The sequence below is a fragment of the Blautia sp. An249 genome (assembly GCF_002159835.1).
Taxonomy (GTDB): domain Bacteria; phylum Bacillota; class Clostridia; order Lachnospirales; family Lachnospiraceae; genus Blautia_A; species Blautia_A avistercoris.
Genome location: NZ_NFJL01000035.1, coordinates 1 through 13,192 on the forward strand (window position 1 = coordinate 1; position 13,192 = coordinate 13,192).

Here is a 13,192-nt window from a genome sequence, read left to right on the forward strand (position 1 = left end):
GAAATCCGCAACATCAAGCAATACCTGCGGGCGGCGCTGTTCAACGCCCCATCCACCATCGGCAACTATTACACCTCGCAAAATCAAATTTAGTTCTATACAGTTTTGTATAGGAGATTTGGTTATATTTGATTTTATTTGTTTCCAACTGTCATGTTTCTATGGTCTGTCTCTGTTAGTGTTATCAATTTGTTATCACGCTTTTGTTATCAAATAATATTACTCAATATTACTCTTCCAATTTTTTTTGGACATTATCAAAACATTTTCCAAACGCAATTACATTCTTTCTAATTCTATTCCAATCCTGAATCGATATTTTATATTCGTCAGTATGATTGTCGCAAGTATTAGGGCATTTCCTTTTTTCTTTTTGGTCGATTGTATCATAATACAAAATATATTGTTGAGTTTTACATAATTCCAATTTCTTATGCGCTAATTTGTTGCGCTCTTTAACAGTTTCATTTAAATATGTATCTAACGAATAATCATTAAAGCTATCATCCCCAAGAAATTTAATCATTTGTTGGAACACCCGATATTTTAACTCAACAGGAAATAAATAGCTTGATAATCCCATTGTCTTTTTTATATTAGTAATACCATCTTTTTCTAAATGTTCCAAAACCTCTGGTATTTGTTGACCTAAATCTTTCGATTTTTGGGTAATATACTCAATGAGCATTTTGGAAATCACCGTTTTCTCTTTGTCTTTCAATTGACAAAATTTGCGTATTATATAAGAATTTACCGTAAAGTCATTTTCTGAGGTTTGATCCATCAAAACTCCTCTAATACTGTTCAATCCTAATAATCTTCTCCCATTCTTTTTTATAAGAAATGTAGATTTTTCTTCAAAGTTATCTCTGTTAGCAATATATACTCCTTGAAACGAATTTAAATCATCTACAATTGTGCTTCGGATATCTTTTTCATGTTCAGAAGAATAAAATAGGACATCTGCATCTACATCCACTTTCCGTAAGGCTTTTATTACACTATCCCCAACCACGCCATTTGACAATGTATAATCTATAAAATAAATATCATACAGTTTAAATCCTTTTTCTTCATTTTGCATATTCTCCATTAATTCACTAACATTTTGCACATAGCGGAATCCCACAACTAATCCCATATCTTCTGCAAACATCTCAAGAATTTCTTTTGTTTCTTCATAAAATGTAGGCATATCCTCTACCCACAATATTCTCATATCGTATCTCATTTTATTATATCCTTATCCTTAATTGAAATCCTTTCTTTTTGCTTGCTATAATACTTACATTTCCTTGCATCTTATTCTCTACAATATCTTTAATATGATATAATCCAACTCCTGTCCCTGTATCAGTATAGCCTTTCCCAAACTCAAATAATTCTTCTAAATCAGTAATGTTTTTATCAATTCCATTACCATCATCAATAATGTCTATTTGAGCATGTCCCTCTATGACATCAAAATAAAAAAATAAATTATCCGCTTTAGCTTTTATTGAATTACTTACAATATTATCCAATATTATAGATATGTCTTGTGGCACAAAACTTGTTATATAAATTGCTGTTTCAGGCTTATTGATATGGATTTTTATATCCTCATATTGACCAAGGATATTATCACAGTATTCTTTAATAAATTCAAATATATCCCCTGTGGTTGTCTCCTCTTTTGTATCAAATTTAGCTAAGGCACCATACTGTAATACGGCACGCATCCGCATTGTTAAATATGACATTCTTTTTAAAGCTTCCCAAATATCCTTTTCTGTCAATCTTCCTCTTTGAAGTTTCATCACTTGTTTTTTTATTACTTTATTCATTGTACTAATATTAATTTTTAACATGTGTAACCTTTTGGCGAAGTTAAGTTGATCTTCTCCCAATGAATCCATAAGAAATTCATTTCTTTTCTTTTCGCTTCCCAGATTAACATTTAAAGTCGAAACTTGCTGTTCTGCTTTTTCTCTTTTTTCTTTTTCTTCTTGTTTTTCTTGTTCAACTTTTTTACGCTTTTTCTCTTCCTCCTCTTTACGCTTCTCTGCCTCTATTCGCAATTTTTCTTCTTGTTGCCTTTTTTTCTCAGCTTCTTCTTTTTCTTTTTCTCTATAATCTCGCTCTTCATTATTCACTATAGTACCCAATTTTACACGTTGTCTAATAAGATACCCTACTATAGGTTTAAGTAAATTTATCAATAAAATGATTCTTTCATCATCTTCAACAAATCCCTGTCTATTTGACGTAGCAATATCCTCAAGTTGATTATTATCAAGAATATCAAAACTAATTTCCCCTTCAATATAGTTGCTAAATGCCTGAGTATTCTTCATATAATCCAGAAAATTCTCGACAGCCAGTTTACGTCTTACATATAGTCTTAGTTGATTAGGGCGATATGCCTTGTTTTTCAAGAACAATTTATCATTTCTGTTAGCATCTTCCTTTTTAATTGAAGTATGAATTCCAATCCAACCAGTCATTTCATATGGTAAAGATATCTTTCCACCATTTTCAGTATAAAATTCTTTTTCCCCCCTAACTTTAAACTGTTCTCTTGGTATTATCTCTACACTCCTTAGCTTTTCAGCTATTTCCGCTATTTCAGAAGGCATTTTTATAGTACTTGATAATTTTTTTTTGAAATCAATTGAGGAATTCGAATAAAAAACACACATATTTTTAAAGGCAATGGATTTCTCGACTTTTTCAAATTTTATTTCTTTATTTTTAGAATCAATTATTGAAACTTCAATTTTACTGCCTAACTCATCAAGTAAATAAAAGTCTGCCAAACGCGCCTTAAATCCTTCAATGCTTCTTACTCCAAAATTTGACAAATTGACATTGGTTAGTCGAATCATTGTTCCTGTTTCAAATGCTTTCCATTCCTTTTCTGATTTAATGCCAATATTTGTTGCTATACATCTATCTAAATGTGGTATATCAGAATCACTTACATTCGACGCATCTAAACACCATGCTTCCTCCCCATATTGTAAAGTTTTCGTCAATAAATAATATTTATTGGATAAATATAGGGCTGCTAATTTCCCAATGCCTTTTCTTCCCATAAAATGCTCTTTAAGTTCAGTATCTATGGAGTCATCTAATCTTTTATTTTTTCCAATCAAGACATACTTGTTAGCCAAATCATCATAATTCATACCAGTTCCATTATCTAATATTTCTATAATAGAATGCTCTTTGTCAGTCATATCAATGAGAATTTTTACAGATTTAGCCTGTGCATCTAATCCATTTGCAACTAATTCTGCAATTGCAGTCCAATGATTAGAATATAATCCTTTACCCAATAACTTTAATGCAAAATATGAGAAATTAAAATAAATGATATTGTCACTGTTTTGCATTTTACACCCCTACACTAAAATTCTTTGTAATGCCTCTGCTAGCTTCATAGCTAAAAGCGGCGGTACCGCATTTCCTATTTGTGTTTTTATTTGACGTCTATTTCCTCTAAATTGAAACCAATCCGGAAAAGATTGTATACGTGCGCCCTCTCTTGGCGTTAACGCACGATTTTGATCATAATGGATGCATCGAAGTCCGGACGGTGTTGACATATTATTTGTAATAGTCGTACATGGCTGATCCGCATATAATCTACCATATGTATTATTATACCCTGAGGTTAATTTGTACTCTTCACCTAAGATACCATCTTCCACTAATTTATTTATATAATTTCGTCCTTCTCCTGGAATCACATGATTCATAATCGTCTGTATCTTATCGCCATATACTGCAAGGAAATGACATGTCAACACCTGTGTATCTCCTCGCATTATTCGTTGATATTCATTTTGAGGACGGGTCTCTCCATAATCAGTAATCTCTTCTCCCGATGAAATAACCGGGAAATCCGAAATGGCTTGTCGCAAAGTTATAATTTCCCCATTTCCTTCCGGAAATTCCCATTCAATATTTAAATCATTTCTTATCCCTATTATAAAAACTCTTTCCCTATGCTGTGGAACTCCGTAATGGACGGCATCAAGAACATCGTATTCAATATGATAACCAAATTCCCCATCTATATTCGCAAATTTGTTTTCAATGACATCTATTACCTTATCACCATTTTCATCTTTCATGGATAACATTCCTTTAACATTTTCAAACAAAAACATTCTAGGACGTATTATCTCTAAAAGCCTATAATATTCATTATACAATTTTGCCTTGTCATCATATACTCTTCTTCCTATAGTACTGTATGATTGACACGGGGGCCCACCTATTATTAAATCCACCTCTTCATCCCCAATAAGACGAAGAATTTCGGCTCGTTTCAAGTGTTTTATATCTTTTTCAACCATATTTAAATCTGGAAAATTTATACGAAAAGCCTCTGCAGCAGCAGAATCAAACTCGTTTGCAAAAATAATGTCACAATTTTCGTTGCGTACAAACTCTCCATTTATTAAATTATAATAGAAGCCAAACGTGAGTCCACCAGCCCCAGAGAACAAATCAACTATCCGCATTTAAATCTCTCCCAAAAGAATTATCAGCAATCATTTTATTTATGAAATACTATAAGTAATTATCTTTTAATCCCCCGAATTAAATTCTACCAGTTTTTCCCAATCAATACTTCCATCTTCTTTGCAAAAACTGTTAGAAAATTCTCTCACAAGCCTATTTGCCGCCTTATTATAGCTTTCCTTATAGTCAGCCACATATTTTTCCGGCATAGTTCCCATATATCCGATAATCTTAATATAGAAATCCTCATCTCCAGTCAGTTCCGCCCAAAACCGCTTTCCTGCCAATTCCTGATACATTTTCGGCTTTCCTCTGCCGGATTCTTTTTTCTTTCCGTAACAGTACCCAATATAGGCCTCATAACGGGCTTTGGCCTGCTGTGCCAGCTTTGACGCCGCCATAAAGTTCTGTTCCTGCCGTTTCTTACTGTCGGCGTTGAACACAGACGGACCGCTCTTCACTGCAATAGCAGAAATTGTATTTGTCGCATTATCCTGAATCATAATATCAATTCCCTCTGCCAGTGCTTTATTTCCACCACTGGCAGCTATGGCTATCGGTTCAAAAAAGCAATTCCCGAAAATCGTTTCTTCACTTGAACTTACAAAAGCAGTCAGCACAGACTCCACAATCTCAGAGGCACTCTGCATAGCTTTTGCCCGGTACAGATATGGATTTTTACGCTTCATTACTTTTTTGATATTTAGTCCGTCAATTTTTTCGATCAAATTAGCATAAAACGTCTCAAGAGCTGTCGCTATCGCTTTTATAACTTCCTGTTCATCATATGAATTATTTAACGGCATACAGATTTCCTCCCAATTCTATTGCGTTTCTTATCTTATTATGTACGTTTGTCCCTCTGAAACGTTTGGTCTCTACAACTGCATTTCCATCTGCAACTGCACAAACCGCCTTTCCGATTGCTTCTGCAAGTCCAACAGGCACTGCATTTCCAATCTGACGGTATTTTGCAGCCGTAGTTCCGGTAAAAATCCAATCGTCCGGGAACTGCTGAATCCGGGCATATTCCTTTATACTTAACGAACGATCCTGTGTAGGATGGCACATCATTGTTGCTTTCTGAACCGGGGATGTAACCACCGTCGGTGATGGCTGGTCATAAGAAAGCCTTCTGTAAAACCCAACCTTTCCTCCGCCGGATTTATATGCGCCGCCCATAGCTATCGGTATAATATTTTCCGGCAGGTCACGCCAGTTTCCACCTTCAGGAATCATTTTAAGAAATTTCAGGCGCTCTCCACTTAATGTAGCGCACTCGCCTTTGTCAAATTCCAAATCCGCAATCGCACTCCTTACAGTTTTCCACTGATAGGCTTTATCCTGATGCATTTGAAAATGTGTCGGAAGAGGAAGAAAAATATCCTCATTATCTCTGCTCCCGATCAGAACAAATCTTTCACGGAATTGAGGAACTCCATAATTCACCGCATCCAAAACACCATATACCGTTTTATAGCCTAATTTATCAAATTCAGCTAAAATAACATCCAGAACAGTTCCTAATCTCTGATCAGGATCATTCTCGTCTCTTTCCGCTAAAGGAACGTGCTTCAGAGGAGCCGACATAATTCCTTTTACATTTTCCATGACAAAAAAGCGTGGACGGATATAGTCGATCATCCGAATAAAATCCATAAACAAGCTGCCTCTGGGATCATTGATCCCTAAACGCTTTCCTGCGGTTGAAAACGGTTGGCATGGCGGTCCTCCGCAAATTAGGAAAGGCTCTGCAACTGAAAGCCCTGTCAGTTCCAACAGCTTACGTGGATCTATTTCACGGATATCTCCACCTAATACATTATGACCATTCGCATGCATTGTCTTCACACATGATTCATCAAAATCCTGTCCGATTACAACATTAAGCCCTGCCTTTTCCAGGCCTATATCTAACCCCATTGCCCCAGAAAACAAAGAAATAACATCCCGATTATCGGCATATTCATTTTTAGCACTATATTCTATTAAATTTCCCATCAAATCTTCTCTCCGTTTTCTAATATAAAATTCCTTTCAAAAGAGCTGTTTACAGCCTGCGCAATATCTTCCAGCTCTGCTATCGTAAAACTTTCTCTTTTCATTTTCCCACTTAAATTTTGCGGTGATGTGCCTATCCGGCGTGCCAGTTCTGCTACGCTGATATCTGACCGTACACATAACACTTTAATTTGCTCGGAAATCGTCATTTCGGGTACCTCTTTTACACATCAATTCTTACCTTACCAGTATAAATCATCCCGTTTATACCGTCAACGAAATAATTCACTATCTCCGCCACATGGTACTTGTCGATAATTTTCAGGACTGTTAAAATAGAATCAGCAAAATTTCCATCAGGAGAAAGGGGATATCTATATGCCACGAGACGCTGCTACCGTATCCAAAAATATGAGTAAAATCCACAGCAAAGATACGTCTATTGAGCTGCAGCTCCGCAAAGCTTTATGGCACAAGGGATATCGGTACCGCAAGAATTACAAAGCACTTCCCGGATCTCCCGATATTGTACTTACCAAATATAAAATCGCTATTTTTTGTGACAGTGAATTTTTTCACGGCAAGGACTGGGAATACTTGAAACTAAGGCTTGAAAAAGGACATAATCCCGATTATTGGATCAAAAAGATCGAATGTAACCGTAACCGTGACTGGGAGAACGACAAAAAATTGCTTTTCCTCGGATACACCGTCATTCATTTCTGGGGACAGGATATCAAAAAACATACTGACGAGTGTCTCCAAGTTATCGAGGAAGCTGTCTGGGACGGCAAAATGGCATCCTTCCATGATGATACATACGATCTTCCATAATGCCTTATTACAGCAAACAGGGAGCTGCTTGCCCCCTGTTGTTTACCTTGCCCCTCTGTCCATTTTTCGTCTCTTCGCCCGTTTCTGTTCTTTCTCCGCCTGCTCTATCATTTTCTCCTTCTGAACGATCGTTTCAACTGTATCCCTTCCTAACGCCCGTTCTACCCGCTTAAAATCTCCCAGCCTTTCTTTCAGCACTCTATTCTCATTCCAAAGTTCCTCTACACGCTCTGTAAGAGAATTAACCTTACTCCATGCCCTCTCGTATGACCTCTGCATATCAGTAAATCTTCTGGAAAGATCAAGGTAAGCCCGATAAACTGACCGGAGTACCGTCACGATCTTCTTAATCAGAGGCTTTGCCTTCTTCTCCCGGTAGGATTTCCCTGTTTCCAGCGTTCCTGCCTCCGGCAGTATCTCATCCGGATCAGCAGAATATTTCTCTGCAAACCGCTCCATCTCTTTTACCACAGGGGCGATCTCCGTCAGTTTTTTCTCATATTGACCTGCCTTTTTCTTTGCCTGCTCTGCCTGCTTCTCTGCTTCTTCCCGGCTTTCCTGTGCTGAAAAGATATCCTTCTCAACGTTCTCCAACTGATCAAGATATTTTTCATTGATTTCCTGCATGATAGCATTATGCTCTTCCAACTCCACTATCTGTTCCTCAAGTGCAGACACTTCCTTTGCCCGTTCCTGCTTTTCAAAATCCAACAGAGACAGGTGCTTTTCATGTGTGCCTTTCTGCTCCCACTCAATCCCATGCTCCAGCATAATTGCGGCAAGCTGCTGCTTTTCAGCCGCTACCCATTGATTTAATTCTGTCTCACGCCTCGTTCCGCCTTTGAAACCAAGGGCTGACAGTGCCTGTTTCAAAGATACTCTCGTATCCAGCCCTCGCTTACTTCCAGTTGTATACGGCACAAAATCTATATGCAGATGGGGCGTTGCCTCGTCCATATGAAGATGAGCCGAAAACACCCTTAATGTAGGATTTCGCCTCTGGAAATCCTGCATATATTCATCCAGTATCTTTGCCGCCAGCCGGCCTTCTTCTGTTTCCGCTCCCATTGTCTCCCTGTCGCCGATCTGCAGGATGATCTCATGGAACGGCTTCTCCTGTTTCCCAGAGCGGATTTTTTCATAATAATCGTCAATCCTGCGGTCATTCCTTGTCTGTTTTTCATTATAACGGGCTAACGCTTCATCAAATAATTCATGATAAACGTCTTTAATATTTTCATTGCAGTATTCCACATTCAGATAACTTCTCTCTGGATCTGTATTCTTCGCATGGAATTTTCTGCTGTTGTGGTTGACAGAGCCTTTCCCTGTCATAAAACTGATCGTTCTCTTCAATAACTCTCCTCTCTCCCTGTTCGGGCAGTAATCAGCGCCGGATACGGCGCACAGGCTTTGTTACTTTCGCCGAAAGTAACGCAAAAGCACTTTCGACAGCCGTTCCGTCTATCAAAAGCTGCCTTTGCGCCCTGCCGGGAGCTTATCCGTCCTACGGACGGAGCGGCTGATTCAGCCGCCTTGTTTCCGCCACTATCGCTTTTCGTATAGCGGACACCACATTTGCCACTGTGCTTTCCTCCCATCCTGCAAGCCATACCAACGTCCGCATTTCTCCTTTTGTCAGCTCTACCTCTCCAAAAATTTCATTGAGCATAGCAATCTGTCTCGTCTCCATCTCATAAAATTTTTCATTGATATTCCGTGTTCCACGTTCCGGCTGGATAATCATAAACTCCCTCCTTCCGCCTTGTCCGCTATCACAGGAGCGTGCCACGCTCCTGTCTTATATCATCAAAGAAACAAACCATTACCAACGAAAGCTGTCCGGTATCCCACGCCTGTCCAGATATTCCTGCCGGGCTTTTTCCCGTTCCGTCTCTGTCGGAGCAGTCTTAGCCTTTCTATATAGCTCACGCAGTACCATTGCATCTAATTTCTTCTCCAATCCTATCCTTATCTCATTCGCATTACTGTCGTCCTCCATCAGATGATAGCGGATCAGTTGCACAAACAATTCCTGTGGTATCTGAACCTGTTTCATCCAAACCTCCTTCCAAGGTGGCAACATTACCTGTTCCTAAAGAAATGGTAATCTTGCCATGTTGAATTATTGTTCCGGTAATATCCATGACCAGTGATCCCCTGTCTTTTTAGACTGAACTCCAAGCGCCTTCTTCGCATTCCAGAGCGTTTTTCCTTTAATTCCCCGGCTTTCTGCCTCTTTAAAAATCACATTCTGTTCAACTGCTCCATTTGCCAATATTTCCACCAGAAACTCTTTCGCCTCTTTTATTTTCTTTCCCCGACAGTTGCCGCTCAGCAGATCATCCGCACTGATGTCATATTCCCCGATCCATTCAAATCCGTTCTCTTTATCCAAGCGAAAAGCGATTGATTTTCCCTCTGGTGCAAGGGAGCTTTTTACATGGCAAACTACTCTTGTTTCCGGCTCATTCTTCACACGCCCTACAATCAGAACACTCCTTGCCGCCGCCTGAAAGTCAATAGAACCAAGCCCCCTGTATGAAGATTTTCCGGTGCTGTTTTTGTTCATATGACCGATCAGGACAATCGCACAGTGGTATTTTTCCGCCAGCACAGATACCCGTTTCATCAACGGACGGATTTCATTTGCCCGGTGCATATCTACTTCCGCTCCAAGGAAACTCTGAATCGGATCTAAGACTACAAGACGAGCGTTTGTCTGCCGGATTGCCTGTTCCAGACGGTCATCTAACATAGTCAATGGCTGTTCACTGTCATCAATGACAAGCACTTTGGAACAGTCTGCCCCTGCCGCCAGAAGACGGGGCTTTATGGTATCGCCCAGCCCGTCTTCTGCGGTCTGGTAGATCACATTGACTGGCTCGCCTACCTTTTCTGCGGGTTCTTCCTCTCCGTCCATTACTGACAGCACGGACTCGCCTTTTGTCAGCTTTGCTATAATCTGCAACACCATTGTTGTTTTCCCCTCTCCGGGATCTCCCTGTATAATTGTGACTTTCCCATACGGGATAAACGGATAGAGCAGCCATTCCACTTGCTCTACCGCAACATCCTCCATATTGATCAGCCGGAGTCCCGGCTCTGCTTTTCTGTTTTTCAAATTTACCTCCATTTCCGGTTGAAAGCATTGCGGGACTCTGGTAGAATACAGATAGATTGATTTTGGTATTTTACCAAGTCCCAGCCTTTAGGTGTTTGCCGACACTTAAAGGCTTTTTTCATCTTTCATACCCTGCATTGTATTTGTGATTAGTTCAATCGTATCTAATAAGTCTCTGGAAACGCCGGTGCCTGCCTCTATGCGTTCCAACTGCTCCAATACCTTTGCAAATTCATTTTTCAAAGCCTTATACACTCTGGGATTTCCCACCACTACAATCTCTTTTTCCTGCAGGCGGCGGATAATATAATCCTGCTTTGTCAATCCCGACAGCCGTACAGCCGCCTCAAGCTGTTCATCTTCTTCCGGCGATACCCGGAACGCCACAATCTTATTTCTCCAACGCCCCTGCCGATCCAAAACTTTTACTGACATTCCTTGTTTTCTCCTTTCTCTGTTCCGTTCCCTGTTCTCTCAATATTGAGCCTGTCTGCCATTTCTGTCTGCTTTGAAGGGAACAAGTGTGCATATCGGTAAGTAATTTTTTCACTTTCGTGTCCTACTCGGTCTCCAATCGCCAGTGCCGTAAACCCCATATCTATCAACAGGGAAACATGGCTGTGACGAAGGTCATGGATCCTGATCCGTTTTACCCCGGCAGCCTTACATCCTCTGTCTATTTCATGTGATAAATAATGTTTCGTCACCGGAAACAGGCGGTCTGTTGGTTTCAGGCTATAATACAGTTTCATGCAATCTTCCATTTCTTCAGACAAAAATTGAGGCATTTTAACCACCCGGTTACTTTTCTTCGTCTTCGGGCTGGTAATCACATCTCTGCCCTTTAACCGCTGATAGGATTTATTGATCGTTACCGTCTGGTTATGAAAGTCAAAGTCCGCTGGCGTCAGTGCCAACAGTTCACCCTCCCTGATGCCACACCAATAGAGCATTTCAAAAGCGTAGTAGGAAAGCGGCTTGTCCATCATTGCCTCCGCAAATTTCAGATATTCTTCTTTTGTCCAGAACAACATTTCTTTGCTTTCCTCTGTTCCCATTGTGCCCGCCTTTCTCGCCGGATTGATATTCAGATCATAGTAGCGGATTGCATGGTTGAAAATGGAACTCAACTGTCCGTGGATTGTTTTCAGATAGGTGGGAGATACGGGCTTACCTGTCTTCCCTTTCTGGCTCCGCATTTCATTCTGCCAGTCGATCACATCTTTTGCCGTAATCTCAGACATTTTTCTCTGCCCCAGATAAGGAAGAATTTTGCTTTGAATAATGCTTTCCTTAGTAAGCCATGTGTTTTCTTTCAATCGTGGACGCACATCTGCCTCATACAACTTGCAGAAACTCTCTAACGTCATATCCATATTTGCTTGTTTCTGCAACTGAAACTGCCGTTCCCACTCCTGCGCCTCCCGCTTAGTAGCAAACCCACGCTGGCATTTCTGCTTACGCTCCCCTTTCCAGTCTTTATAGCGCACCATTGCATACCAAGTTCCATTTTTCTCAGTTTTGTATATCGGCACTTCTAATTCCTCCCTTCGTATGACTGTGTACCGTAAAACTGTTCATAAAAGAACTTGCGGTCAATCCTGCCAGGAATTGTAACGCATCCTGTCTTTTCCAGTTCTTTGTTGAGTTTTCGGATCAATTTGTAAGCATAAGACTCGGAAACATCCAGTGCCTCCATGACTTCGCTCACTCGCATAAACATTTTCTCCATAAGCTACCTCTCTTTCTTATTTATTCTATACATTTTTGTATAGTTACATATTACTATACTTTTCTGTATTGGTCAAGTGGTTTTACAGAAATTTCTATACTTTTTTGTATTGGTTTTCTCTTGATTGTTCCTATACTTTTATGTTATACTCAACCTATCAAAAGACTTCAGATAGGAGAATGGTTATGGCTATTGGCGAAAGAATCCATTATTTCCGGCTACTCCGTGGCTTTACACAAAAATATCTGGGCAAACTTCTGGGGTTTAGCGACTCTCAGGCAGACGTCCGTATTGCCCAGTATGAAAAAGGCGCACGCAGCCCGAAAGAGAAATATTTAAACGCACTGGCACAGATTTTTGAGGTATCGCCCCACGCTTTGAATGTTCCCGATATTGACACGGATATTGGACTTATGCACACTCTCTTTACACTGGAAGATACCCGTGGTCTGAAAATCGGAAAACTGGATGGCGAACTCTGCCTCCGTTTGGACAAAGACGCCGGAATATCCTACCTTAGTATGTGGGATATGTTTAACGCATGGTATCAGCAGGCAGAGAAACTGGAGTCCGGCGAGATCACCAAAGAAGAATACGATCAGTGGCGCTATACCTATCCCAAAATGGAGTGGGAACAGACCCGCCGTGATCTGGACGCTCTTCGTGAAAAACGGAAAGCTGAAAACAATACAGATTAAAAAAACCAACAAAAAAGGTCTTGCCAAATTGATTTCACTCAATTCAGTAAGACCTTTTCTATTGGTTTCAGTTGGATTTTACCTGATAACCTCTGACGAAAAATGAATAAATGCTTTTCATCCAGTGTTATCATTTTGTTATCAAATAGCCCTCTAATGCATCGCAAACGCCCTGTTTATGCGGGTTCTCAGATTTCTTTACTTACTCGAACTCCCTGGTGGCCCATGACATGGCTGCCGGGAAAATCTGAAAGGAGGACGGCCCTATGAAACAGGGTGCATTGATTT

15 protein-coding genes and 1 pseudogene are annotated in these 13,192 nt (G+C 39.9%); 3 read left to right on the forward strand and 13 right to left on the reverse strand.

Features of this window, described 5'->3' with window-relative positions:
• Window positions 1-78, forward strand: a pseudogene (locus B5F53_RS20470) (DUF6017 domain-containing protein); the annotation flags it as partial.
• A 151-nt stretch (window positions 79-229) separates the two neighbouring features.
• On the opposite strand, the gene B5F53_RS18745 reads toward B5F53_RS20470, so the two are convergent.
• From B5F53_RS18745 to B5F53_RS18770, 6 genes are all read right to left on the reverse strand, one after another.
• Window positions 230-1,231 carry a response regulator gene (locus B5F53_RS18745; protein ID WP_087226909.1) on the reverse strand — a complete coding sequence of 334 codons (1,002 nt, stop codon included), beginning with the start codon at window positions 1,229-1,231 and terminating at the stop codon, window positions 230-232.
• A 4-nt stretch (window positions 1,232-1,235) separates the two neighbouring features.
• A complete protein-coding gene (locus B5F53_RS18750) occupies window positions 1,236-3,377 on the reverse strand; it encodes a sensor histidine kinase (protein ID WP_087226911.1) in 2,142 nt (713 codons plus the stop codon).
• Window positions 3,378-3,386: 9 nt separating this feature from the next.
• Window positions 3,387-4,514, reverse strand: a complete 1,128-nt coding sequence (locus B5F53_RS18755) for a DNA cytosine methyltransferase (RefSeq protein WP_087226913.1) — start codon at window positions 4,512-4,514, stop codon at window positions 3,387-3,389.
• Window positions 4,515-4,580: 66 nt separating this feature from the next.
• Window positions 4,581-5,321: a PmeII family type II restriction endonuclease gene (locus tag B5F53_RS18760; RefSeq protein WP_087226915.1), complete on the reverse strand. Its 741-nt coding sequence runs from the start codon at window positions 5,319-5,321 to the stop codon at window positions 4,581-4,583.
• Window positions 5,308-6,516 carry a DNA cytosine methyltransferase gene (locus tag B5F53_RS18765; protein ID WP_087226916.1) on the reverse strand — a complete coding sequence of 403 codons (1,209 nt, stop codon included), beginning with the start codon at window positions 6,514-6,516 and terminating at the stop codon, window positions 5,308-5,310. The genes B5F53_RS18760 and B5F53_RS18765 overlap by 14 nt, the downstream gene beginning before the upstream one ends.
• Complete coding sequence (locus B5F53_RS18770) at window positions 6,516-6,725, reverse strand: helix-turn-helix domain-containing protein (protein ID WP_087226918.1); 210 nt, start codon at window positions 6,723-6,725, stop codon at window positions 6,516-6,518. The genes B5F53_RS18765 and B5F53_RS18770 overlap by 1 nt, the downstream gene beginning before the upstream one ends.
• A gap of 169 nt (window positions 6,726-6,894) precedes the next feature.
• Between B5F53_RS18770 and B5F53_RS18775 the strand changes: the two genes are divergently transcribed.
• Window positions 6,895-7,350 carry a very short patch repair endonuclease gene (locus B5F53_RS18775; protein ID WP_087226920.1) on the forward strand — a complete coding sequence of 152 codons (456 nt, stop codon included), beginning with the start codon at window positions 6,895-6,897 and terminating at the stop codon, window positions 7,348-7,350.
• A 42-nt stretch (window positions 7,351-7,392) separates the two neighbouring features.
• Here B5F53_RS18775 and B5F53_RS18780 read toward each other — a convergent pair whose 3' ends face one another.
• The 7 genes from B5F53_RS18780 to B5F53_RS18810 form a co-directional block, all read right to left on the reverse strand.
• Window positions 7,393-8,685, reverse strand: a complete 1,293-nt coding sequence (locus B5F53_RS18780) for a plasmid recombination protein (RefSeq protein WP_087226922.1) — start codon at window positions 8,683-8,685, stop codon at window positions 7,393-7,395.
• A gap of 172 nt (window positions 8,686-8,857) precedes the next feature.
• Window positions 8,858-9,097 (reverse strand): hypothetical protein, encoded by a 240-nt coding sequence (locus B5F53_RS18785; RefSeq protein WP_087226924.1) that lies wholly within the window; start codon window positions 9,095-9,097, stop codon window positions 8,858-8,860.
• Between the two features lie 78 nt (window positions 9,098-9,175).
• Window positions 9,176-9,409, reverse strand: coding sequence for a complexin-2 (locus B5F53_RS18790; RefSeq protein ID WP_087226926.1), 234 nt, complete (start codon window positions 9,407-9,409; stop codon window positions 9,176-9,178).
• Window positions 9,410-9,475: 66 nt separating this feature from the next.
• A complete protein-coding gene (locus B5F53_RS18795) occupies window positions 9,476-10,486 on the reverse strand; it encodes an AAA family ATPase (protein WP_087226928.1) in 1,011 nt (336 codons plus the stop codon).
• A gap of 93 nt (window positions 10,487-10,579) precedes the next feature.
• A complete protein-coding gene (locus tag B5F53_RS18800) occupies window positions 10,580-10,909 on the reverse strand; it encodes a plasmid mobilization protein (RefSeq protein WP_087226930.1) in 330 nt (109 codons plus the stop codon).
• Complete coding sequence (locus B5F53_RS18805; protein ID WP_087226932.1) at window positions 10,900-12,009, reverse strand: site-specific integrase; 1,110 nt, start codon at window positions 12,007-12,009, stop codon at window positions 10,900-10,902. The genes B5F53_RS18800 and B5F53_RS18805 overlap by 10 nt, the downstream gene beginning before the upstream one ends.
• A gap of 2 nt (window positions 12,010-12,011) precedes the next feature.
• On the reverse strand, window positions 12,012-12,206 hold the full coding sequence (locus tag B5F53_RS18810; protein WP_087156620.1) for a MarR family transcriptional regulator: 195 nt from the start codon (window positions 12,204-12,206) through the stop codon (window positions 12,012-12,014).
• A 185-nt stretch (window positions 12,207-12,391) separates the two neighbouring features.
• Here B5F53_RS18810 and B5F53_RS18815 point away from each other — a divergent pair, with 185 nt between their 5' ends.
• Complete coding sequence (locus B5F53_RS18815) at window positions 12,392-12,904, forward strand: helix-turn-helix domain-containing protein (RefSeq protein WP_087226934.1); 513 nt, start codon at window positions 12,392-12,394, stop codon at window positions 12,902-12,904.
• The last annotated feature ends 288 nt before the right edge of the window (window positions 12,905-13,192 follow it).

Coding starts and splice junctions, on each gene's coding strand:
- B5F53_RS18750 (WP_087226911.1), bottom strand. CDS start 3,377: ATGCAAAACAGTGACAATATCATTTATTTTAATTTCTCATATTTTGCA.
- B5F53_RS18780 (WP_087226922.1), bottom strand. CDS start 8,685: ATGACAGGGAAAGGCTCTGTCAACCACAACAGCAGAAAATTCCATGCG.
- B5F53_RS18760 (WP_087226915.1), bottom strand. CDS start 5,321: ATGCCGTTAAATAATTCATATGATGAACAGGAAGTTATAAAAGCGATA.
- B5F53_RS18765 (WP_087226916.1), bottom strand. CDS start 6,516: ATGGGAAATTTAATAGAATATAGTGCTAAAAATGAATATGCCGATAAT.
- B5F53_RS18770 (WP_087226918.1), bottom strand. CDS start 6,725: ATGACGATTTCCGAGCAAATTAAAGTGTTATGTGTACGGTCAGATATC.
- B5F53_RS18815 (WP_087226934.1), top strand. CDS start 12,392: ATGGCTATTGGCGAAAGAATCCATTATTTCCGGCTACTCCGTGGCTTT.
- B5F53_RS18775 (WP_087226920.1), top strand. CDS start 6,895: ATGCCACGAGACGCTGCTACCGTATCCAAAAATATGAGTAAAATCCAC.
- B5F53_RS18795 (WP_087226928.1), bottom strand. CDS start 10,486: ATGGAGGTAAATTTGAAAAACAGAAAAGCAGAGCCGGGACTCCGGCTG.
- B5F53_RS18800 (WP_087226930.1), bottom strand. CDS start 10,909: ATGTCAGTAAAAGTTTTGGATCGGCAGGGGCGTTGGAGAAATAAGATT.
- B5F53_RS18790 (WP_087226926.1), bottom strand. CDS start 9,409: ATGAAACAGGTTCAGATACCACAGGAATTGTTTGTGCAACTGATCCGC.
- B5F53_RS18785 (WP_087226924.1), bottom strand. CDS start 9,097: ATGATTATCCAGCCGGAACGTGGAACACGGAATATCAATGAAAAATTT.
- B5F53_RS18745 (WP_087226909.1), bottom strand. CDS start 1,231: ATGAGATACGATATGAGAATATTGTGGGTAGAGGATATGCCTACATTT.
- B5F53_RS18755 (WP_087226913.1), bottom strand. CDS start 4,514: ATGCGGATAGTTGATTTGTTCTCTGGGGCTGGTGGACTCACGTTTGGC.
- B5F53_RS18810 (WP_087156620.1), bottom strand. CDS start 12,206: ATGGAGAAAATGTTTATGCGAGTGAGCGAAGTCATGGAGGCACTGGAT.